The organism is Salmonella sp. SAL04202, assembly GCF_046550775.1.
GTDB classification, from domain to species: domain Bacteria; phylum Pseudomonadota; class Gammaproteobacteria; order Enterobacterales; family Enterobacteriaceae; genus Salmonella; species Salmonella enterica.
In genome coordinates, this window is record NZ_JBGDXK010000003.1 from 178,873 (window position 1) to 201,218 (window position 22,346).

General features: G+C 51.5%; 20 protein-coding genes and 1 pseudogene. 11 read left to right on the forward strand and 10 right to left on the reverse strand.

Translation table 11 applies throughout. From position 1 onward, the window contains the following. Positions 1 to 70 precede the first annotated feature (70 nt). Positions 71 to 1,039, forward strand: coding sequence for a hypothetical protein (locus tag ACLJQJ_RS14645; protein WP_063809592.1), 969 nt, complete (start codon positions 71 to 73; stop codon positions 1,037 to 1,039). Positions 1,040 to 1,154: 115 nt separating this feature from the next. Here the strand turns inward: ACLJQJ_RS14645 and yjiA are convergent, their stop codons facing one another. The 3 genes from yjiA to btsT form a co-directional block, all read right to left on the reverse strand. Next, positions 1,155 to 2,111 (reverse strand): GTPase, encoded by a 957-nt coding sequence (gene yjiA, locus ACLJQJ_RS14650; protein WP_063814089.1) that lies wholly within the window; start codon positions 2,109 to 2,111, stop codon positions 1,155 to 1,157. A 10-nt stretch (positions 2,112 to 2,121) separates the two neighbouring features. Beyond that, complete coding sequence (locus tag ACLJQJ_RS14655; protein WP_000460616.1) at positions 2,122 to 2,325, reverse strand: YbdD/YjiX family protein; 204 nt, start codon at positions 2,323 to 2,325, stop codon at positions 2,122 to 2,124. 94 nt (positions 2,326 to 2,419) lie between these two features. Beyond that, positions 2,420 to 4,570 carry a pyruvate/proton symporter BtsT gene (gene btsT, locus ACLJQJ_RS14660; protein ID WP_000379928.1) on the reverse strand — a complete coding sequence of 717 codons (2,151 nt, stop codon included), beginning with the start codon at positions 4,568 to 4,570 and terminating at the stop codon, positions 2,420 to 2,422. A gap of 366 nt (positions 4,571 to 4,936) precedes the next feature. Here btsT and tsr point away from each other — a divergent pair, with 366 nt between their 5' ends. Continuing rightward, positions 4,937 to 6,598 carry a methyl-accepting chemotaxis protein gene (tsr, locus tag ACLJQJ_RS14665; protein ID WP_023238064.1) on the forward strand — a complete coding sequence of 554 codons (1,662 nt, stop codon included), beginning with the start codon at positions 4,937 to 4,939 and terminating at the stop codon, positions 6,596 to 6,598. Between the two features lie 111 nt (positions 6,599 to 6,709). On the opposite strand, the pseudogene ACLJQJ_RS14670 reads toward tsr, so the two are convergent. Then, positions 6,710 to 6,784 (reverse strand): annotated as a pseudogene (locus ACLJQJ_RS14670) (GNAT family N-acetyltransferase); the annotation flags it as partial. Between the two features lie 136 nt (positions 6,785 to 6,920). On the opposite strand from ACLJQJ_RS14670, the gene ACLJQJ_RS14675 reads away from it, so the two are divergent. The 7 genes from ACLJQJ_RS14675 (at position 6,921) to ACLJQJ_RS14705 (ending at position 14,419) form a co-directional block, all read left to right on the forward strand. Beyond that, the gene (locus tag ACLJQJ_RS14675; protein WP_001224203.1) at positions 6,921 to 9,686 is read left to right on the forward strand and encodes a sigma 54-interacting transcriptional regulator; all 2,766 of its coding nucleotides are present in this window, start codon (positions 6,921 to 6,923) and stop codon (positions 9,684 to 9,686) included. A gap of 101 nt (positions 9,687 to 9,787) precedes the next feature. Beyond that, the gene (locus ACLJQJ_RS14680) at positions 9,788 to 10,210 is read left to right on the forward strand and encodes a PTS sugar transporter subunit IIA (RefSeq protein ID WP_000820693.1); all 423 of its coding nucleotides are present in this window, start codon (positions 9,788 to 9,790) and stop codon (positions 10,208 to 10,210) included. Between the two features lie 14 nt (positions 10,211 to 10,224). Then, positions 10,225 to 10,686: a PTS sugar transporter subunit IIB gene (locus tag ACLJQJ_RS14685; protein WP_000634729.1), complete on the forward strand. Its 462-nt coding sequence runs from the start codon at positions 10,225 to 10,227 to the stop codon at positions 10,684 to 10,686. Positions 10,687 to 10,711: 25 nt separating this feature from the next. Beyond that, positions 10,712 to 11,491, forward strand: coding sequence for a PTS mannose/fructose/sorbose/N-acetylgalactosamine transporter subunit IIC (locus ACLJQJ_RS14690; protein ID WP_063809590.1), 780 nt, complete (start codon positions 10,712 to 10,714; stop codon positions 11,489 to 11,491). Next, positions 11,469 to 12,317 carry a PTS system mannose/fructose/sorbose family transporter subunit IID gene (locus ACLJQJ_RS14695; RefSeq protein WP_000178065.1) on the forward strand — a complete coding sequence of 283 codons (849 nt, stop codon included), beginning with the start codon at positions 11,469 to 11,471 and terminating at the stop codon, positions 12,315 to 12,317. The genes ACLJQJ_RS14690 and ACLJQJ_RS14695 overlap by 23 nt, the downstream gene beginning before the upstream one ends. 12 nt (positions 12,318 to 12,329) lie before the next feature. Further along, the gene (locus tag ACLJQJ_RS14700; RefSeq protein ID WP_063809589.1) at positions 12,330 to 13,391 is read left to right on the forward strand and encodes an SIS domain-containing protein; all 1,062 of its coding nucleotides are present in this window, start codon (positions 12,330 to 12,332) and stop codon (positions 13,389 to 13,391) included. 17 nt (positions 13,392 to 13,408) lie between these two features. Further along, the gene (locus tag ACLJQJ_RS14705; RefSeq protein ID WP_063809588.1) at positions 13,409 to 14,419 is read left to right on the forward strand and encodes an SIS domain-containing protein; all 1,011 of its coding nucleotides are present in this window, start codon (positions 13,409 to 13,411) and stop codon (positions 14,417 to 14,419) included. A 133-nt stretch (positions 14,420 to 14,552) separates the two neighbouring features. On the opposite strand, the gene opgB is transcribed toward ACLJQJ_RS14705, so the two are convergent. From opgB to ACLJQJ_RS14735, 6 genes are all read right to left on the reverse strand, one after another. Next, positions 14,553 to 16,844, reverse strand: a complete 2,292-nt coding sequence (opgB, locus tag ACLJQJ_RS14710; RefSeq protein ID WP_023138455.1) for a phosphatidylglycerol--membrane-oligosaccharide glycerophosphotransferase — start codon at positions 16,842 to 16,844, stop codon at positions 14,553 to 14,555. Positions 16,845 to 17,126: 282 nt separating this feature from the next. Further along, positions 17,127 to 17,588 (reverse strand): DUF2501 domain-containing protein, encoded by a 462-nt coding sequence (locus ACLJQJ_RS14715; protein ID WP_001098858.1) that lies wholly within the window; start codon positions 17,586 to 17,588, stop codon positions 17,127 to 17,129. A 56-nt stretch (positions 17,589 to 17,644) separates the two neighbouring features. Further along, the gene (gene dnaC, locus ACLJQJ_RS14720; RefSeq protein WP_000799924.1) at positions 17,645 to 18,382 is read right to left on the reverse strand and encodes a DNA replication protein DnaC; all 738 of its coding nucleotides are present in this window, start codon (positions 18,380 to 18,382) and stop codon (positions 17,645 to 17,647) included. A 2-nt stretch (positions 18,383 to 18,384) separates the two neighbouring features. Then, positions 18,385 to 18,924 (reverse strand): primosomal protein DnaT, encoded by a 540-nt coding sequence (gene dnaT / locus ACLJQJ_RS14725; protein WP_000098581.1) that lies wholly within the window; start codon positions 18,922 to 18,924, stop codon positions 18,385 to 18,387. A gap of 92 nt (positions 18,925 to 19,016) precedes the next feature. Then, entirely contained in the window at positions 19,017 to 19,490 is a 474-nt protein-coding gene (locus tag ACLJQJ_RS14730; protein WP_000511329.1) for a threonine/serine exporter, read from the reverse strand. Beyond that, positions 19,481 to 20,257, reverse strand: coding sequence for a threonine/serine exporter ThrE family protein (locus tag ACLJQJ_RS14735; protein WP_001747536.1), 777 nt, complete (start codon positions 20,255 to 20,257; stop codon positions 19,481 to 19,483). The genes ACLJQJ_RS14730 and ACLJQJ_RS14735 overlap by 10 nt, the downstream gene beginning before the upstream one ends. 712 nt (positions 20,258 to 20,969) lie before the next feature. On the opposite strand from ACLJQJ_RS14735, the gene ACLJQJ_RS14740 reads away from it, so the two are divergent. Together ACLJQJ_RS14740 and bglJ are read left to right on the forward strand one after the other, a co-directional pair. Continuing rightward, positions 20,970 to 21,695 (forward strand): response regulator transcription factor, encoded by a 726-nt coding sequence (locus ACLJQJ_RS14740; protein WP_000936665.1) that lies wholly within the window; start codon positions 20,970 to 20,972, stop codon positions 21,693 to 21,695. After that, complete coding sequence (gene bglJ / locus ACLJQJ_RS14745; protein ID WP_000431546.1) at positions 21,656 to 22,330, forward strand: DNA-binding transcriptional activator BglJ; 675 nt, start codon at positions 21,656 to 21,658, stop codon at positions 22,328 to 22,330. Before ACLJQJ_RS14740 ends, bglJ begins: the two co-directional genes overlap by 40 nt. Positions 22,331 to 22,346 lie beyond the last annotated feature (16 nt).

The window sequence follows — 22,346 nt, forward strand, 5'->3', positions numbered from 1 at the left end:
GCATTATTGGTGTTAAGTCTCTGTTTTAGATGAATTCGTGAATTCTGTACCCAACATATAAGGTTTTAATATGGAAGTTATTAAGATTTGGAGATCCTTTCTTAAACATTTTAAACAGAAAAAATTAGATTCTGCGGTGATTGTCTATGGCGTGATCGCAATCTATTTAATCCCCTATAAATTTCCTTTAAAAAGTTACCTGGTTGCATTTCTCTTTGTATCTGTTCTAATATTCTCTTTCACTCAAGGAAATCGAGTTAGGGAATATATCAGTTTCTTTGTACGCACAGACAATGATCATTTATTGACTCGGTTTGCTGGTATTCTATCGCTAACTGCATGGTCAATTTTTTTGCTTTTGTTGTTGTCTGCTAATGTGTTTGTCAACACCATAACGTATTGGTTAGCTATTTTATTTTCAGTCTCTATCCTCATTAGTAGCATTTTGACTATTTTAGATTTTGCCAGAAATAATACAGCAAAAACCTTTAAGGTAATCGGCCTGGCGGTTACCGCATTTTCAGGTGTTTTTGCTTTTACTAGTAGTTACTCTGCCAGCATTTTCTGGCAAATCAGTAATCTGGAGCTATCCTCTTCTCCATGGTTAGAATATTGTTGGAAAGCCACCGCATTTCTTATGTTTTTCCTGTGGTTATCACAACCTATTTGCTATGGGCTATTTCTGCGTTACGGTGATAAAGCAAAAGGGTATCGAATTTTTACATTAACAGGAGCTTTTATTATGTCTATGTTTTTGTTTCTGCTTGTTCCTATGTTGATTGGTGATGTCGCTTATTTTGTGCTAAAAAAGACCATCAATCATGAATGGCGCAATGAAGCAAAGTGCGGTGAATTGGAAGTGAAGAATAAAAACGAAAAATATTTTGGTTTTAATACTGATAAATATACTGTGTTTTATTCGGATAAAAATGATAAGTGGGGTTTCTATGAGATCACCTGCAAAAAAGGGAGCGACAGGAGAGATACTTATAGTGTGGAGCCTTTGCCGGAGTATAATATCCCCTCGTGGTTAAGGTAGTTTGTATTTATCATTATGTAGTGGTGCGCTGGTGGAAGATATAATATGGTAACGGTGAATAGAGAGTGCCATATCTGCTCTGAAGGCCATCATTCTGTGATGGCCTTGATGCGGGTTACTTCCTTAACCCCGCAAACGCCGCTCTGATCTCGTCTTCCGGCAACTGGATCCCAATAAATACCAGCGTGCTGTGCGGCTTCTCATCGCCCCACGGTCTGTCCCAGTCGGCGCTGTAGAGACGCTGCACGCCCTGGAACAGCAGGCGGTTGGGTTCGCCGTCGATCCACAGCATCCCTTTGTAACGCAGCAGTTTATCCGCTGATTCCAGCAGCAGGTTTTCCATCACCCGCGACACCTCGCTGATATCCACCGGGTAATCCAGTTCCACCACAATTGACGATACATCGTTCTGTTTATCGGCAATAAAGTGGAAACGCGGTTGGCTTGCCAGCACGTTCTCTTCCAGCATAAAGCCGCTGGTATTAAACAACTGACTCAGGTCAATATCGCCGTGTACCACGGTGTAAACCGGGGCGCGGGCGTTGATACGCGCCAGCCGCTCGCGCAGTTTCTCGCTGTCGCCTGCCACGTCGGTTTTGGTCAGCAGGATACGGTCGGCGTAGCCTATCTGCGACTGGGCGATGGTGAACTGGTTCATCTGCTCGTTAGCGTGCACCGCGTCGACCAGCGCAATCACGCCGTCTAACAGGTAGCGTTCGCATAATACGTCATGGGAGAAAAAGGTCTGAATAATCGGGCCGGGGTCAGCCATGCCGGTGCATTCAATCACCAGGCGGTCGAAAGCAATATCGCCGCGGTCGCGGCTGTCGAGCAGGTCTAATAGCGCATCTTCCAGCTCGTTGGAGCGGGTACAGCAGATGCAGCCGTTAGTCAGGGTTTTGATCTGTGTGGCGCGATCGCCAATCAGTTGATCGTCAACGGAGACTTCGCCAAATTCGTTTTCGATAACGGCGATTTTAAAACCATGTTGTTCGTTGAGGATATGGCGTAGTAGGGTGGTTTTGCCGGCACCAAGAAAACCGGTAAGTAGGGTAACTGCAATCGGGATCATAGTCTCTCCATTAACAACAGCGCATACCGCCTTTGCCATCGCCGCCGTAACGTGCTTGCTGACGTTCGCGGAAGAACTCTTCATAGGTCATGTACGGCTTGTCGGGATGATTAGTTTTCATGTGCTCGACATAGTTGTCGTAGTCCGGAATACCAATCAACATTTTTGCCGCCTGGCCGAGATATTTTTTTGCCTGACCTAAAGTATCAAACATTCTGCCGTCCTGTTAATGAATAAAGCCGGATGGCGGCTTGCGCCTTATCCGGCCTACACTAGCCGGGATCGCTGTGCGCTACCCGGCATCAGTTTTAGTGGTGTGAAGAGATCTTCACGCCGCCTTCCGGCACGGGCACATACGGGGTTTCTTTATCGGTACGTTTATCGCTGTTGCGTACCTTCATCCAGGTGGTGAAACCGTAGAAGATAATACTGTACACCACCACCAGGAACAGAATACTCAAACCAGCGTTAGTGTAGTTGTTCACCACGATATGGTTCATGTTGGCAATCTGCTGCGCGGTCAGGTTGGTGCCGTTGGCAATCTTCTCTTTATACAGGTTTGCCATGTAGAAGAAACCTTCCATCTGTGGGTTGGCGCTGAACAGTTTCAGGCCCAGTGCCCAGGTGGTGCAGATCAGCAGCCATACCGCCGGGATTACCGTCACCCAGATGTATTTGGTGCGCTGCATTTTGATCAGTACCACGGTGCTCAACACCAGCGCCACGGCGGCCAGCATCTGGTTAGAGATACCGAACAGCGGCCACAGGCTCTTCACGCCGCCCAGCGGGTCGACCACGCCCTGATACAGCAGATAGCCCCACAAACCGACGCAGCCTGCGGTACCGATGATACCCGCGACCAGAGAATCGGTTTTTTTCAGGAACGGGACGAAGTTACCCAGCAAATCCTGCAACATAAAGCGGCCGGAACGGGTACCCGCATCTAGCGCGGTCAGGATAAACAGCGCTTCGAACAGAATACCGAAGTGATACCAGAAGCCCATATCCGCCATCGGCAGGACTTTGTGGAACACGTGCGCGATACCTACTGCCAGCGTTGGCGCGCCGCCTGCGCGGTTCAATACTGACGGTTCACCGATATCTTTCGCAGTTTGCAGGATTTGTTCCGGGGAAATCACAAAGCCCCAGGAGCTGACGGTCGCCGCTGCATGTGCGGTAACGTCTTTCAACTGCGCCATAATCAGCGGCGCGTTCTCGCCGCCCATCTCGTGCAGGTTTGGCATGGTAATGCCCAGACCCGCCGGCGGGGTGTTCATCGCGAAGTAGAGACCCGGTTCAATGATCGAGGCCGCCACCAGCGCCATCACCGCAACAAAGGACTCCATCAGCATCGCGCCGTAGCCGATAAAACGCGCATCGGTCTCACAGGCCAGCAGTTTCGGCGTGGTACCGGAAGAGATGAGCGCGTGGAAGCCAGAGACGGCACCACAGGCGATGGTGATGAACAGGAATGGGAACAGAGCGCCTTTCCACAGCGGGCCGGTACCGTCGACGTACTGCGTCAACGCCGGCATTTTCAGTTCCGGGTTGAGGATCACAATCCCCAGCGCCAGACCGACGATCACGCCGATTTTCAGGAAGGTAGCGAGATAGTCGCGCGGGGCGAGGATCAGCCATACCGGCAGCAGCGCGGAAACAAAGGCGTAGCCGATCAGCGCGAAGGTAATGGTGGTGTCTTTAAAGGTCAGCGCCGGGCCCCAGTACGGGTCGTGGGCAATCACGCCGCCGAAGTAAATAGACGCCACCAGCAGCACGATACCAATAACGGAGACTTCGCCTACGCGTCCCGGACGCAGGAAGCGCATGTAGATGCCCATAAACAGCGCAATCGGCACCGTGGAGCAGACGGTGAAGACGCCCCACGGGCTTTCGGCCAGCGCTTTAACCACAATTAATGCCAGCACTGCGAGGATGATGATCATGATTAAGAAGCAGCCGAACAGCGCGATGGTGCCTGGAACGGTACCCATCTCTTCTTTGATCATCTCGCCAAGAGAGGCGCCGTTACGGCGGGAGGAGATGAACAGCACCATAAAGTCCTGCACTGCGCCCGCGAGCACTACGCCCGCCAGCAGCCACAGCGTCCCCGGCAGATAGCCCATCTGCGCGGCCAATACCGGCCCGACCAGCGGACCTGCGCCGGCGATGGCGGCGAAGTGGTGACCAAACAGCACGTAGCGGTTAGTCGGCACGTAGTTCAGGCCGTCGTTATTGATAACCGCCGGCGTCGCGCGCGTCGGGTCGAGTTTCATGACCTTCTGGGCGATGTACAGGCTGTAGTAGCGATAAGCCACCAGATAGACGGAAACGGAAGCGACCACGATCCACAGGGCGCTCACGTGTTCACCCCGACGTAGGGCAACGACCGAGAGGCAGAAAGCACCGATGATTCCGAGAATCACCCAGGGTATGTGCTTGAATATCTTTTTCGTATCCATAGTAAAACCTGGTTGTAAGTTTAATTATCAGCCGAAGCTGGGTGGACATTGAGTTCGTGTTTGAGGAGGTAGATTGACTGCTATGCTGAGAGGATCTTGCCAGATCATCGCGCGCGTAAAGTTAGGTAAATCAGTGAGTGGTTGTATGGCGGTTTAAGCGGTCGGACGTACCGGTAAGCGGTTTCGCGGAGGAGGGCGTGGGCTATTTTATGTGATTGAGATCACGATATAAAATGGGACGATCCTTGTTGCGCGGGGCGTCATAACGACTTCACTGAGCTAATCGTGATATTAATGGCGCGCATCCCATAAAGTTTTCCCTTTCCAGGCCGAAAATTCTGTATCTGTCTAGCGGAAAGAGAAAACATGTTAAAGCGAATTAAAATTGTTACCAGCTTACTGCTGGTATTGGCGCTATTTGGCCTTTTACAACTGACATCCGGCGGGCTGTTCTTCAACTCGCTGAAGAATGACAAAGAAAACTTCACCGTATTGCAAACTATTCGTCAGCAGCAGTCTGCCCTGAATGCAACCTGGGTGGAGCTGTTGCAAACGCGTAATACCCTGAATCGCGCGGGTATCCGCTGGATGATGGACCAGAGCAATATTGGCAGCGGCGCAACTGTCGCTGAACTGATGCAGGGGGCGACCAATACGCTGAAGCTGACCGAAAAAAACTGGGAGCAGTATGAGGCGTTACCGCGCGATCCACGTCAGAGTGAAGCGGCTTTCCTTGAGATCAAACGAACCTATGATATCTACCACGGCGCGTTGGCGGAGCTTATTCAGCTTCTTGGCGCGGGTAAGATTAACGAGTTTTTTGATCAACCGACTCAAAGCTATCAGGACGCTTTTGAGAAGCAGTACATGGCCTATATGCAGCAAAACGATCGTCTGTACGATATTGCTGTTGAGGATAACAACAGTTCCTACAACCAGGCGATGTGGGTACTGGTCAGTGTGCTGATTGCCGTTCTGGTGGTCATTATCGCCGTCTGGTTCGGCATCAAACTGTCGCTTATCGCCCCGATGAATCGTCTGATTGAAAGCATTCGTCATATCGCCAGCGGCGATCTGGTGAAGCGTATCGACGTGGAAGGCTCCAACGAAATGGGGCAGTTGGCTGAAAACCTGCGTCATATGCAAAGTGAACTGATGCGTACCGTTGGCGATGTACGTAACGGCGCGAATGCAATCTATAGCGGTGCCAGCGAGATTGCGATGGGTAACAACGATCTCTCTTCCCGTACTGAGCAGCAGGCAGCGTCTCTGGAAGAGACCGCCGCCAGTATGGAACAACTGACCGCCACCGTGAAACAGAACGCCGAAAACGCCCGTCAGGCCAGTCACCTGGCATTGAGCGCCTCTGAAACAGCGCAAAAAGGCGGCAAAGTGGTGGATAACGTCGTACAAACAATGCGCGATATCGCCTCCAGTTCGCAGAAAATCGCCGATATTATCAGCGTAATCGACGGTATTGCTTTCCAGACCAATATCCTGGCGCTGAATGCGGCGGTAGAAGCGGCGCGCGCAGGCGAGCAGGGGCGCGGGTTCGCGGTGGTAGCCGGTGAAGTCCGTAATCTGGCCCAGCGTAGCGCGCAGGCTGCACGGGAGATCAAGAGTCTGATTGAGGATTCCGTGAGCCGTGTTGATGTGGGGTCGACGCTGGTCGAAAGCGCCGGTGAAACCATGGATGAGATCGTCAATGCAGTGACCCGCGTGACCGATATCATGGGCGAGATTGCCTCGGCGTCTGACGAGCAAAGCCGTGGTATCGACCAGGTGGGCCTGGCGGTAGCGGAGATGGATCGCGTAACGCAGCAGAACGCCTCGCTGGTGGAAGAGTCCGCCGCCGCGGCTGCGGCGCTGGAAGAGCAAGCCAGCCGTCTGACCCAGGCCGTCGCGGTGTTCCGTATTCAACAGCAACAGCAGCGTGCGCGTGATGTGGCTGCGGTAAAAACCCCGGCAGCCGTGTCGTCACCAAAGGCCGCAGTGGCCGACGGCAGCGATAATTGGGAAACGTTTTAAGGGCGTATGGTGAACAGTCGGCCTACAGATGATCGTAGGCCGGATGAGATGTTCACACTTTTGCCTGATGGCGTAGCGCTTACCAGGCCTGGCAGTCCGCGCAGGCCGATTTTAAACCAGCATCAGGCGCATGGCGCAGCGTGATTCATACGCCAGGCCGTGCGCCGCTTCCTCCTCTCTTTTCTGATATCGCGCGCTAATCCAACGTTGAGTGAAGGTGTGCGGTGATCCACAAAAAATGAATAAAGCGAGAGAACGCACGACAGGAGAGCCTTGTTTCGCGGCATCATAATTGCTGATGTGATAATCGTGAGAGGATACGATGCGCAAAGATGCCCTGCTTGCTTTCCTGATGAACCAAACGGATTTTTTTGATCCGGAAAATGTCAGTGAGGTGTTTACCGCGCGCTATCTGGCGCAGCGTTTTAATATGCAGCGCAATACCGCCAGCCATTATCTGAACCAACTGGTGGCGCAGGGCGTGCTCTGCAAAATCAATACCCGTCCCGTCTATTTCCTGCATAAGCAGGCATTTAGCCAACAGTTTTTTACCCTTTCGCGTAATGAATACGCCAGCGTCGCGGAGCTGTTAGCGCACGGGGAGCAGGAGTGCGCGCCGGACGATCACTTTTCCCTATTGATTGGCCATAACGAAAGCCTGAAGCGTCCGATTGAGCAACTGAAAACCGCGCTGTTTTATCCCGACGGCGGACTGCCGCTACTGATGACCGGCGAAAGCGGCACCGGGAAAAGTTATCTGGCGCAGCTCATGCACGAATATGCTATCGCCCAGGCGCTTCTGTCGCCGGATGCGCCATTTATCAGTTTTAATTGCGCCCAGTATGCGAGCAATCCCGAACTGCTGGCGGCGAATCTTTTTGGCTATGTGAAGGGCGCGTTTACCGGCGCGCAGAGCGACAGACCGGGCGCGTTCGAGGCGGCTGACGGCGGCATGTTATTTCTGGATGAAGTCCACCGGCTGAGCGCCGAAGGGCAGGAGAAGCTCTTTACCTGGCTCGATCGTGGTGAAATTTATCGGGTAGGCGACACCGCGCAGGGGCATCCGGTTTCGGTACGTCTGGTATTTGCGACGACCGAAGAGATACACAGTACCTTTCTGACGACATTTTTGCGACGCATCCCGATTCAGGTCAACCTGCCGGATCTCCAGCACCGCAGCCGCCAGGAAAAAGAGGCGCTGATCTTACTGTTTTTCTGGACGGAGGCGAAAAAACTTTCGGCCACGCTTATCCTCAAACCGCGTTTGTTGCAGATCCTCAATCAGTATGTTTATCGCGGCAACGTCGGCGAGCTGAAAAATGTGGTGAAGTATGCGGTGGCGACGGCATGGGCGAAAAAGCCTGGGCAGGAAACCGTTACCGTGTCGCTGCACGATCTGCCGGATGCCATGCTGTCGGCATTGCCGTCACTGAATGAACCGCTGGCGGACGACACGCCGGTGAGCATCTCGCCCGACACGAACCTGACCTGGCTGCTGCGCGCCCGCGACGAGATGCAGGGCATGATCCATGATACGCAGTGTCATGTGCTGGCGCTATACGAACTGGTACGTAGCGGGAAAGAGGAGTGGGAGACGGTACAAAAAAGAATGGGCGATGAAATTGAGACTCTCTTCGATCGCCTGATTTTTACCGGCGACGATAATGTGCACTCCCAGCGGTTGCTGTTAATTACAAGCCAGGTGCGGGAAGAGTTTTATCGTCTGGAGAAGCGTTTCAATATGCAGATTAACGGCAACTGTATTTACGCGCTTAGCCACTATTTAATCCATCGTACCGCACTGGCGCCTTCTCGTCTCAACAGCGAGCAGATCCGCCAACTGGACGCCTTCCTCGCCCAGAAATATCCGCTGCTGTACAGCTTCTGTTTACAAATTCTGGAGACGCTGGGCCAGAAGCTGGATCTGGAGCCGAGACGCATTGATATGCTGCTGCTGGCGCTTTGGCTGCATAAACAGGGGGCTAACAACCAAAAACAGGTGACGCATGCGGTGATTCTGGCGCATGGCTATGCCACAGCCAGCAGTATCGCCAACGTCGCCAACCGGTTACTGAAAAATACGATTTTTGAATCGTTCGATATGCCGCTGGACGTCACGCCGGAGGCGATAGCGCAGCAGGTGATGCGCTATCTGGAAGAGCATCCGCTCGCCTCCGGCCTGATGATTCTGGTGGATATGGGATCGCTCAAGGCCATTCATCGTCATTTTGATCGCGCGCTTTCCACGCCGGTGACGATTATCAACAACGTCTCGACCAGCATGGCCCTGTATGTAGGAGAGCGTATTTTACAGGGGCATTTTATTGAAGAGATCGCTCGCGATATCGCCCGGGATGTGCCGGTCGAGTATCAGCTCTACTGGCCGAAAAGCAACAAACCGCGCGCCATACTGACCACCTGCGCGACCGGTATCGGTGTGGCGACAAATCTTTGCGCATTACTGAGCGCCAGTATTCCGCAGGCGCTGGAGATTGACGTCGTCGCCTGCGATTATGCGATGCTGGCGAGCAATAAAACCCAGGAGCCGGTATTTATGCGCTACGACGTACTGGCGATAGTCGGCACGCTGGATCCGCACATCGCCAGCGTGCCGTGGATTTCGCTCGACTCGCTGATCTCCGGCGAGGGGAACCACTATCTGATGCGGCTGTTTGGTTCGCTGACCACGCCGGAGCAGGTGGCGGAGATCAACAACCTGCTGCTGAAAAACTTCTCGCTCCGACGAGTGATCGAATCCGTCACCATCCTCGACACCAGCAAAGTCATCAACCACGTTGAGCAGTTTCTGCTGCGCTATGAGCATCTGGCGGGCGTTACCGTCTCGAATGAAAGAAAGGTGGCGCTCTATGTGCATATTAGTTGCCTGATTGAGCGTCTGATCCGCCATGCGGGTATTACTGCCTGGAGTGGGCAACAGTGTCCGGAACAGGAACTGAATCGGCTACGGGAAGCGTTTAGTGTCATTGAGAGTAACTACAGTGTCAAAATCCCCACCGCCGAGCTTGGCTATATCCATAATATCCTGACCTTCGAAACAGAACTTATCGAGCAAGATCAACAGTTTTAACTATTTCCCTCTGTTAACCCGCATCTTTTTTCGGCGCGCCACTTTTTCTGGCACGCCGCTTGCTCTCTCTTATCACAGTGGAATGTGTTTTAGAGGTCAGGATGAAGAGACATTATATTTTCGCCAGCCACGGCACGCTGGCCAGCGGGGTTTTAAACTCCGTGGAGCTGATTTTAGGCAAACGGTCAAATGTCTGGACGCTGTGCGCTTACGTTGAAGAGAGCGTGGATTTAAGCCAGCAGGTAGATACGCTAATTGCCCGGATCCCGCCGGAAGATGAAATTATTGCGCTGACCGATATTTTTGCCGGCAGCGTGAATAACGAATTTGTCCGTTATTTATCACGGGAAAATTTTCATCTGCTGGCAGGGATTAACCTGCCGCTGGTTATCGATCTCTTTATGTCGGAAAACGATGGCAATACCACGCATACCATAATGACGGCGTTAGCGGATTCAAAAGAAAATATTCAGTATTGCAATCAAACTATCACCAGCGCCATGCAAAGCGATAAAGATTTTTAAGGGGAGGAAGCGTCATGATTGTTTTTTTACGGGTGGATCATCGTTTATTACATGGACAGGTCGCCTTTTCCTGGACGCAGTACGTTGGCGCCGACTGTATTTTAATTGCCAACGACAGCGTACCTAATGATGACCTGCGTAAAACCACCATTAAAATGGCGAAGCCGCCCGCGGTGAAGCTGGTTATTAAAAATATTGCCGATTCAATTGAAGCGATAAAAAGCGGCGTTACCGATAAATATAAACTTTTTATTGTTGTTGAATCCGTGGCGGATGCGTACCGGCTGGCGCGCGAATTACCCGACATTAAAAGCATTAATTTAGGCGGCACGAAGGTACGTGAAGGGAGCCAGAATATTGCTAAAGCCATCAATCTGTTAGCGGATGAAATGACTCAACTTCGGGAGCTGGCGGCTGGCGGAGTAGAGATAGAAATTCGGCTGGTGCCTAACGATCGTAAACAACTTTTTGCCTGAGCGGATACCCTCCTGAGGACATATTATGGTAGAGGCGCTTTTACTTGGACTGGTGGCGTTTATCGCCCAGTCTGAATATGCATTAGGGACGTCGCTGATTTCCAGACCTATCGTGACCGGACTTTTAACCGGACTGGTGCTGGGCGACATGGAAACCGGAATTGTGATGGGCGCGACGCTGGAGTTGGCGTTTATCGGTTCCTTTTCGGTGGGCGCGTCGCTGCCGCCGGATGTGGTCACTGGCGGTATTTTAGGTGTGGCCTTTGCAATTAATTCCGGCGCTGGGGCGGAAACCGCGCTGTTATTAGGTTTGCCAATCGCGACACTGGCGTTAATTGTGAAAAATATCTATAACGGAATGTTTATTCCGTTGCTCTGTCATAAAGCCGATGCTTACGCTGAGGTGGGGGATTCCCGGGGCATTGAGCGTATGCATTTAATCTCCGGCATTGGGCTGTCGCTGACGCTGGGGATTATCGTCACGGTCTCTTATTTAGCGGGCGTGAATATGGTTAAAGGTTTTCTGGATGCCATTCCAGAATTTATTAAACATGGATTAAGCGTTGCCACCGGTATTATTCCCGCGCTGGGTTTTGCCATGCTGGCGCGCTTATTAATTAATAAAAAGGTCGCCCCCTATTTTTTCCTCGGTTTTGTTTTAATGGCGTATTTAAAAATTCCGGTGACGGGTATTGCGATTCTCGGCGCGATCGTCGCCGTCGTGATGGTCAATATGCCGAAATTTGCGGCCTCGCAACCGGCACCTGCGCAAGGAGCGTCTCATGACGATGAAGATGATTTCTGATAAAGACCGCCAGCAGGCGGAAACCACTGGTCTGGTCACCGCGCGTGATTTACGCCGCGTCTTCTGGCGGTCATTCCAGATGGAGTTTTCCTGGAACTATGAACGACAAATGAACCTGGCGTTCGTCTATACGCTCATTCCGGTATTAAAGAAACTGTATAGCCGAAAAGAAGATCTTGCCGAAGCGCTAAAACGCCATCTGGCTTTCTTTAATACCACGCCGCACATTGTGACGTTGATCCTCGGTATTACCGTGGCGATGGAGGAGAAAAATAGCCAGCAGAAAGAGATGGACGCCAGTTCTATCGATAACGTCAAAGCGTCGTTAATGGGGCCGCTGGCGGGTATTGGCGACTCTTTTTTCTGGGGAACATTGCGTCTTATCGCCACTGGCATCGGTACCAGCCTGGCGCTGAAAGGCAATATTCTGGGGCCGATTTTATTTCTGCTGGTGTTTAACGTACCGCATATTCTGGCCCGCTGGTTCTTTACCCGCTGGGGCTATGTGCTGGGAACCGGCGTACTGCAACGTATTCAGCAAAGCGGAATGATGGAAAGCCTAACCTATGGCGCCTCGATTATCGGTCTGATGGTGGTTGGCGCGATGACGGCCTCCATGATTGATATCACCATTCCCATTACGTTTGGTACGGGAGAGGCGAAAACCCATGTCCAGGACATTATTAACGACATCATGCCTTGTCTGCTGCCGTTAATTAGCTTCGCCATTGTGTACTGGCTGTTAGGGAAAAAAGTGAAACCGTTAACCATCATTGGCGGTATAGCGCTGGTGGGAATTTTCGGTTCCTGGATAGGGTTATTTTAAGAGGGATACACAATGTCACCAACCATGCTGACCTATATTAACGAAGAGTCTGACGTCCTGGCGAATATTATTCGCCGCCATCGCCAGTCGCTGGAAGATGTATCGCGGTTCGCCAGCCAAAAAACGTTACGACGAATCCTGATATTAGCCACCGGATCGTCATTGAATGCCGCCTTTTGCGCCCGTTATTTCTTTGAGCTCTGCGGTATCTCTATCGATATTAAAGAGCCGTACACCTTTAGCCAGTATGAGAATAGCGATCCGCAAGCCGATATGGTTATTGCTATTTCCCAGAGCGGGAAAAGCGCTTCTACCCTGGAGGCGATGCGTAAAGTTCAGGCGCAGGGACGTCCGGTATTCGCTCTGACCGCCGATCCGCAAAGCCCTCTTGGCAAGGCCAGTGATTATCCACTGGATATTCTGACCGGGATTGAGTCCGTCGGCTTTGTTACCCGTGGATTTAGCGCGACGGTACTGAATCTGTTGCTTATCGCGTTGTTAATTGCCCGTCAGCAGCAGCGACTGACGGAATCGCAGGTCGAGGAGTATGTGGCGCAGCTTCAACGCATCGCGGCAACCCTGCCGTTGGTTATCGTGCGTACGGAAGCGTTTATTCACCAGCACCAGGCCGTTTTACGAAACGGGACGCGTTTTGTGGCGACAGGCTACGGCGCGCTGGTTGGGGTGGCAAAAGAGTTGGAAACTAAATTTACCGAGACGGTACGTGTTCCCTCAAGCGGGTTTGAGCTGGAAGCCTATATGCACGGCCCGTATCTGGAAGCCAATGCGGAACACGTGATGTTCTTCTTTGAGGACCGGCCCGACGCACGCTCCAGGGCGCTACGGGAGTATATGACGCCTGCGGTTGCCAAAACCTTTACTCTCACGCTGGCGAAGGCGGCGCAGGATGACCAGACGCTTGCGCTGGATGTAGCGGTTGATCACCATTTCTCGCCATTGCTGTTGATTGTGCCGGTACAACTCATGGCGTTTCATATCGCCTCACTGAAAGGCATCGACCTTTCGGTACGCATTTTTGACGATTTCGATCGCGTTTTAAAAAGTAAAATCTGAACAATCAGGAGAAAAATATGTTGGGTTTTAATCAGGACGAGTACCTGACGAGTGCTCGTGAGATCATCGCTGCGCGCCAGAAGGCAGAACAGGTTGCTGACGAGATTTATCAGGCCGGGTTCAGTTCTTTATTTTTCGCCTCTGTTGGCGGTTCACTGGCGCCAATGATGGCAATTAATGAATTTGCCAAAGAATTAACAACGTTGCCGGTTTATGTTGAGCAGGCGGCAGAATTAATTCATAAAGGAAATAAGCGGCTGAATAAAGACTCTGTGGTTATTACGCTGTCTAAATCCGGTGATACCAAAGAATCGGTGGCGATCGCCGAGTGGTGTAAAGCGCAGGGAATACGCGTAGTCGCCATTACCAAAAATGCGGACTCTCCGCTGGCGCAGGCGGCGACATGGCATATTCCGATGCGTCACAAAAATGGCGTGGAATATGAATATATGCTGCTGTACTGGCTGTTTTTCCGCGTGCTGTCGCGCAATAACGAATTCGCCAGTTACGATCGCTTCGCCAGCCAACTGGAAATTCTGCCGGCGAATCTGCTGAAAGCGAAACAAAAATTTGATCCGCAGGCCGATGCTATCGCCAGCCGTTATCATAACAGCGATTATATGATGTGGGTCGGCGGCGCGGAGATGTGGGGCGAGGTCTATCTGTTCTCCATGTGTATCCTGGAAGAGATGCAGTGGAAGCGCACGCGCCCCGTCAGCTCTGCGGAATTTTTCCACGGCGCTCTGGAGCTGCTGGAAAAAGAGGTGCCGCTCATTCTAGTGAAAGGGGAAGGGAAATGCCGCGCGCTGGATGAACGCGTTGAGCGCTTCGCCAGTCAGATTACCGATAACCTGGTGGTGATTGATCCGAAAGCGTATGCGCTGGACGGTATTGATGATGAGTTCCGCTGGATCATGGCGCCGAGTGTTGTTTCGACATTGTTAGTTGACCGACTGGCGGCGCACTTCGAGAAATATACCGGCCACAGTCTGGATATTCGTCGTTACTACCGTCAGTTCGATTATTAACAGAAAGGGGCGTGTAATATATACAGTGCCTGATGGCGCTTCGCTTATCAGGCCTGTGCGCCAGTTTATGGATAAAGATGATGTGTAGGCCGGGTAAGGCGCAGCCGCCACCCGGCATATATGACCTTCTCTTTTAACCCTCAACATTCACCACTTTGATCTCCACCATGCCAATCCCCAATTTGCGCGGCGAATGGCCCAAAATATTACCTTCGTTGGTGGAGACGGGAGCGGGCGGCGCAATGACTAGGGTATTCGCATCCGTCGGGTTGTTGAAATGCAGCGTGATAGTGGACACATCGTGACCCAGCACCAGCGTCTGTTCTTCGTTGCCTACGCGTACCGGGATCGGCCGATTCGCGTTGTCGCCGAAGGCTTTGGCGGTGATCACCAGATCAAACTTTTTCGGCAGCGGCGCTTTATATTCGATTTTAACCTCATCGCCCAACTGCGCATTTGACCAGCGCCCCCAGGACTCCGGCCGGGAAATGCCGCTAAACTGCTTCACCTCCTCCGGGGCGCCCGCCACGTTAAAGATAAAGCTATCGGCTTTATAACGAATATCGTTATCGACAATCTTTAAGGTATCAACATTGCCTTTGTAGCGTTCCATATCGATCATCGTGTCTTTAAACGCCGTCTTACCCTGCCACTGCGCTTTATCGACATGCTGTACGGTTTGCTGCCCGCCAAGCTGCCCCTGCGAGACGCACCAGTCGGTGGAGAGCGCCAGCGCCGGCGCCCATAGCTGCGCCATTTTGTAGCAGCGATCGACCCAAACGAAATTATCGCGCGGGGCGAAGTCGGCCAACTGGAACCGTAGCGGAGCGGAGTATTCACTTTCCGGTAACGGCTCGACGCGCTTATCCGATACGCGCAGTAGTAACGGCAGGCGGAAGTGGCTCCCGGAAAAAGCGATCATGTTTTTGTCCCGATCGACGGTAAAATCTTTTATCTCTTTCGGAAAATTCCACAGGCGAATAATATCCGGCTTCATCGCCAGCACTTTCTCTTTTACATTCAGGAATACTTCCGACAGCGACTGCCCGGAAAGGCTGCTACGTCCCAGACCGATAAAATTATCGCCGCCGAGAATATCCAGCACCGTTGCGCCGTTGTCCATCGTGTTGCGTTTGACCGCCAGCGTCTCCTGCTGCGGTTTATCGCCGCGCAGAATGAAAAACAGATTGTTGCGATCTTGCTTATTCAGGTACTTCCAGGCCGTATTATTCATCGCCAGATGGTCGGAAGAGACGACGATAACGGTATCTTTAAACCACGGTGACGCTTTGATTTTGTTGATAAACTCGGCGATGTTTTCCTGGCTGCAACTTACGGCGCTAAAGGACTGGTTGGGCTTGCCGTCGTAATCGTAGCGTTTACGGTTGCAGGTGCGTGAGATAAACCCGTCCGGATGGTGAGTATCTACGGTCAGCGTAAACAGCGAAAACCGCTGGCCTGAGCGGGAAAGCGCTTCAAATTTCTTCCATGCCTCATCGAGCACCGTATCGTCGTAGAAGCCCCAGTCGTTACGATAAGACGGGTCCGCCACCACCGTTTTTAGCTCTTCAGCGCCGTACAGATGATCAAATCCATGTGATTTCAGGAACACGTCTTTCCCGGCAAAACGCAGGTTAGCGCCCTGCACGAAATAGTTCTGGTAGCCGGAGTTTTTCAGAATATCGCCGAGGCAGATATTCTGCGGGAAGAAGCTGGAAACCGACGCTGAGGCATTGCCCTCAAACGGCGCAAACAGCGGAATACCACACTGGGAAGCCACCATCCCGGCGATGGTGTAATCCGTTCCCGGCAGTTGCATGGTATGGCTGAAATCCAGCCCTTCATTTTTCAGCGCGCCCAACTCTGGCGTGAGATTGGGGAACGCGTCATTATCAAAATAGGTCCGTTCCAGGCTCTCGCCGTAGATATAGACCAGATTGAGCTTCGGATTAGGAATGGTTTTTGCTGGTTCTTTATAATAAACGGCAAAATCCGGATCGCCATCGCGCATTTGTGATTTTACCAGTTCGGTAATCTGGCGAAACGCCGGGCTGGCGTCGACCGAACCCAACGCCAGCAGTAACGCCAGCAGGCTGTAACCGACATGATGAGGATGATGACGGCGGCGGCGTAGTACCCATCCCAGCGCGCCGAATACCGCCACTAACGCCAGGGCAATGCCGATTCCCGGCAGAATATATTTGCCGACTCCCGCTCCCGTCAGACTATTCGTGAGCGTATAAAGCACTGCGTCGTTGATCCCGTCGCCGGTAAAATAGTCGCTGGCATACAGGGTAATATTCAGAATGACAAAAAGTCCCAGCACCGTGAGAGTGGCGGCAAACCACCAGGTGTTACGACCCGCCTTCCAGGCATATATCAGCACAGAGGCGAGAAACAGAGCGACAGAGAGCAACTCGGACAACTGACGATCCTCAATAAACCAGGCTTATCGCTGGCAGGAAAAAATTTCTAACAATGTAATAGCGATGTCACATTGCTGCAATTCTAATGACTTTACACGGCGCTGTTATTTAGAATGAGTTTAGAAAGTTGGTTTTTTGATCGGCATCACTTCCTGACATAGCGGTTAATAACAGGAAAAGACGAAGAGAAAAGTCGGGTTAATGCCGTGTTGGCGGGTAAAAGGCCAAAACACGGCTTTTAACAGGGCGTCCCGGCGTGGCGCATGGTCAGAAAAGCGCAGTCAGGAGAGGAAATTCAGCCCTTGCTGCAACACCAGATCGCAAGCTTTGGTTTTCACCTTTTCCGCCAGCGGCGTACTGCCGATATTATTGAGGTTCAACTGCTGGCCGTCCTTCGTCTTGAGCAACCCTTGCAGGCCGTTCAGGTAGTTAGTGTCCTGTTCCTGCTGTGTGGTATCCAACCCCAACTTGTTCAGAATCTGATTTTTAACGTTTTCCACGTTGGTAGCGGACGCCAGTTTCTGTTTTGCGCAGTACTGCAAAATACCGGCGGCATTATTCATATTATCGGCGCTGAGCGACTGGGCACCTCTGCTGAGCAGACCGGTTAGCGCAGAAAGCGACATCCCGCCCTGCTGTGCGTTCGCGCCCTGAGCGCTTAACTGACTGGCGGCGATACCGCTGGTGGAAATCAGTATGCTGGCGATCGCCGCGCAGCACAGAACATGTTTCACTGTATTCATGGTAATCACCTGTGTTATGCCAGCCAGGCGTCGTATCGCCCTGGCCACGTTGCAATTTAATACTCTTTACCCGTCACCCGGCTGCGGTAACTGTCCCAGGTAAAATTAACCCATAAACTGTTGCCGAGACGCATACGGTCCATGACGCGTTCGCCAAGCATTTTCGTCATCTCTTCCATATTGCTGTTCGTCAACATGCCGGTGGGACGTTTTGACGAGGAACGACGATCGACAATTTGATTGATGATCACTTTTTCATAGCGGGATTCGGTCTGCACGCCGATCTCGTCGATCACCAACAGATCAACGTTACTCAGATCGTTAAGCAACTGCTCTTCGCTGGTTTCCCGATTGCTGAACGTGTCTTTCATCGCTGACATAATATCCGCTACGGTGATAATCAGTACCGACTTTCCGCGCAGCAGCAGCTCGTTACAAATAGCCGCGGCGAGATGGTTTTTACCGGTTCCAGGCTTGCCGGAAAAGACAAAGCTGGCGATATTGCCGTCAAACTCATCAACGTACTGTCGGGCTTTGCTTAACGCGTTCATTTGTCCGTCGCACTCAACCCGATAGTTATCAAACGAACAGTTCTGATGCAGCGGTCGAATGCCGGAACGGTTAAAGGTGCGCTGCATTTTCATCGCCCGGTTTTCCCGCGCCAGCGCTGCCGCCCGGATCTCGCCTTGCTCTTTCTGCCACGCCAGCAATTCTTCGCCCGTTTTAAACGCCGGCGTAATATGCGCAGGCATCATTTTTTGTAGACGCTGCATCAGGTCGCCAACATTTTTCATCGTTACCCCCTAAAACCTGGTGGAATATGATTGTCAGGTTCGCTGACGCTATTGATGTCGCGCTGCGGCATTCCGCCATTGCTGGAACGGCTGATTTGCACGCTGCGCGCCAGCTTTTGCTGCCACTGGATATGGTGAAAAACCTTACCTTCCGCCTGCCAGTAGGCGATAAACGCCGCCAGCTCTTCTGCGGTGACCGGCTCCCGAAGCGCCACGCCCCAAAGGGCAGCCTGACGCTGAAAATCCGCATCCGGTTGCCAGGCGGGATACATGGCGAATTTTCCGCAGGGAATCGCAACGGGGGCGGCTTCGGGTTCTTCGTAAAATTGCGCGTCTAACGCCACATCGCTTCCCGGACGCGATAACTTTTCTTCAAGCGCCAGCAGTTCAGCCATGCGTGCAGGCGTCACGGCATAAAAGGCAGGCGCATTATTAGCGAATACCGCCACTGCGCCGCCCGTTGACTTCGCCAGCACAGCATGATGATCGTGTAAAAGGGCGTCAATACCGATGACGTTCGACGTTAAAATTCTGGAAGACATAATGTTTCTCAATATGGAACAACAACCGAGAAGGGCGACTGTTTTTATAGTACCACACAGACCTGTAAGAACAGCAGGAGGCGTTCCACCGATCACACGCGGGGGCGTTTGCGGTACAGCCATAATCCCGGTACAGAGAGGCCAATTGAGAGCGCGCCAACAATGGAAGAGGCTTTCAGAAAATTGGTCAGCAGCGTAATCATCATCGGTTCGCTATAGCCCAGATGGCTAATTTTTACTGCGGAAATCATCGCGGTATAGGCGGAAATCCCCGGAAACATCGGGATCACGGCCGCGACGGTAAACACTTTAGGGTGAGCGAGATACCAGCGTGACCACTGAATACCAATACTGCCGACCAGCAGCGAAGCCATAAACGTCGACCATTCGATATTAAAACCAGCGCTCATCATCAGCATACGCGAGCCATGACCCAGCGCCCCCAGTAGCGCGCACCACGGAAGCGCCCGGTGGGGAACATTAAAGACCATCGCAAACCCGACGGCGGGGATCGCAGACAAGATCATGTCCTGCATTAGCGCCAGTAAAAAGTCGATTATACCCATCCTCGTAGCCCCCATATTGTCATTGACATCACTACGCCCACACAGGTGGCCAGTGTCAACAGGCTGGCGATAGCCCAGCGCGCCAGCCCGGTATTAATATGTCCTTTAAACATATCTGCGACGGAATTAATCAGCGGAAAGCCCGGCACCAGTAGCAGTACGCTCGCCGCCATGGCGATAGTGGGCGTCTGGCTAAAGGCGGGAAGGGTGAGCATCAGCCCGGAAATCGTGGTAGCGACAAAGGCGGTAATGCAAAAATTGATCTGCGGATGTAAATGCCGCTGCGCCAGCATCTGGCGGATATACATGGCTATCATACTGGCGAAAAAGGTGATAACCGCGCCATCCCAGCCGCCATTATTCAGCTTACAAAAGCAGGAGCAGGAAAGACCGACCATAAACGCCACCAGCCAGCGCGGATAACGCAGCGGGCGGAGCTGGCTAAAGCGTTTTTCCACGCCTTTGTAATCCAGCAGACGATGTTCCGCGAGGATAACGATATGCTGAACCTCCGTGACGACGTGCATATTAATGCCGCGATCCTGGTTTTTACGTGTCGATGTCAGACATTGTCCGTCTTTAATGGTCGTCAGGACAATGGCGTTAGAGGAGATCGCGCTTTCGACGCTATCCATACCGAGCGCCAAACCGAGGCGGGTGGAAAGCTCATCAACCAGTGCGCTTTCCGCCCCGTGCTGCAATAAAAGCAGCCCGCATTGAATACATAACCGTGTTACTGCTCGTTGAATTGATTGCTCTTCTTGCATGACTCGTCCTGTCCGAAAAGACATTCTATGCGCCGCCACTATGACAGAGGCTTTCTTTTTAACACGAAGCGCAGGCATGATGGCGTTGGTTAAGATCAATTTCTTGTTGATAAAAACGTCAACCGCCAGACGCAACGCATAAGCTTCCTGAGACGTGCGCTTCGTCACAGGCAGGATATCCTTATGGGCGACGGTTCTTGTATGTCCGTTTCCAGAATAGAGGCATTATGCCAGCCTGGCCGCTCATTTTTGAATCAATGATGTGGTGAATTTTATCAACAATATGCATTAATGGTTTAACCACAATGGCGTGAGCAGCGGGCGTAAAAATAGGCATGACTTAGTGTAATTCGTAGATATTACATGGGTTTTATGGATGGTGGACAGTATTGCTGGGCTTTTGTTTTAGGACTTAGCAATATGTATGAAGGGCGAACTCATATTTTAAATTTATTAATATGATGAGTTTTCGTTAGAATTGCTAATGTGCAAATTTAGTTAATTTAATTGTCTTGCTTCTGGTTTTATGAGTAACTATGCGATAGTGATTTCATGTTTTTGTGCTATGTGGATTGTAGCGCAATCAATGTTAGATATTTAAAAATAAAACAAGGATAATTAATCCACTCGGCTTATATTTCTTTGCGATCATTGTTAATAGTGTTTTTATTAATGGGGCAATGAAAAGGGGCGGCGTGGGTGCGGAGGAATTATGCTGCCAGGATGCTGCAAAAATGGACTTATTATCAGTAAAACCCCTCTTATACAGGAAGGCCTTAAAGGGGCTATAACAGGTAATTTCCCCGATTATAAACTGGCGTATTGTCGTACGATAGAAGAGCTAACGCTGCTACAGCTACGCCGGAGTAATTTAGTTATTGCTGATTTAGCAGTTAACAATGCCTCTTCCCGCGCTATCTGCGAATATTTTTATAGCTTAATCTCGCAATATCGCGACATACATTGGGTATTTCTGGTTCCTAAATCCTGCTATCCACATGCGGTTGATCTCCTGATGGGCCCCGTCAGCACCTTGCTTTCAGACGAAGAGCCAATCGAGAATCTTATTAGCGTTATCCATGCGGGAAACGCTCGCTCAGAAAGAATAAGTAAAACGTTATTATCGCCTCAGGTACCGTCTGAAATTCAGCAGGCCCACGACAGGCCGATTGTCCTTACGCTGTCTGAACGAAAAGTATTACGCCTTTTAGGAAAAGGGTGGGGCATTAACCAAATTGCGGCGTTACTTAAAAAAAGTAATAAAACAATTAGCGCCCAAAAAAATAGCGCCATGCGACGCTTATCAATACACAGTAATGCAGAGATGTATGCATGGATAAACAGTTCTCAGGGAGCCAGAGAATTGAACCTACCTTCGGTATATGGAGAAACCATGGAATGGAAAACAGAATCAGCAAGAGAAATGTTGCGCTCGTAGAAAAATGCGTGATGAGCACCATTGGTATTAAAGGGCTATTTGATGCAATGCCGGATTGCCGACATACGCTTCATATTTTTTCAAAACCATCCGCGTTTTATAAGGCTGCGCTAAAGACGCCGTTTTCTGCCGTTATTTTTTCTCTTTCTGCGTTAAGAACTGAACGCCGGACAGGATTATCCAGCCTGACGGAACTGGCGATAAATTATCCCCATATGCGGCGTCTGGTGATTGCCGATGATGATGCTGAAGCCCGCTTAATCAGCGCATTATCCCCGCTGCCGCTGGATGGGGTCATCAGCAAAGCGTCGCCGTTGGATGTTTTACAGGATGCCTTATTTACATCGCTTAATAGCGCCCGACGGACAACGGAGCGTACAGACAACCTTTGGGAGCTTCACCAGAATTGTATGCTTAGTCCAACCGAGCGGGAGATTCTGCGTTTCATGTCGAACGGCTACTCAATGCCGCAAATTGCCGTCCAGTTAGAACGTAACATTAAGACTATCCGGGCGCATAAGTTTAATGTGATGTCCAAGCTGGGCGTGAGTTCTGATGCCGGGTTACTCGATGCGGCGGATATTCTGTTATATCTGCGCGCCGGAGATGCTACCGCGCTCCAGCATCGGGTATAGCCCGCGCCGGATGCGC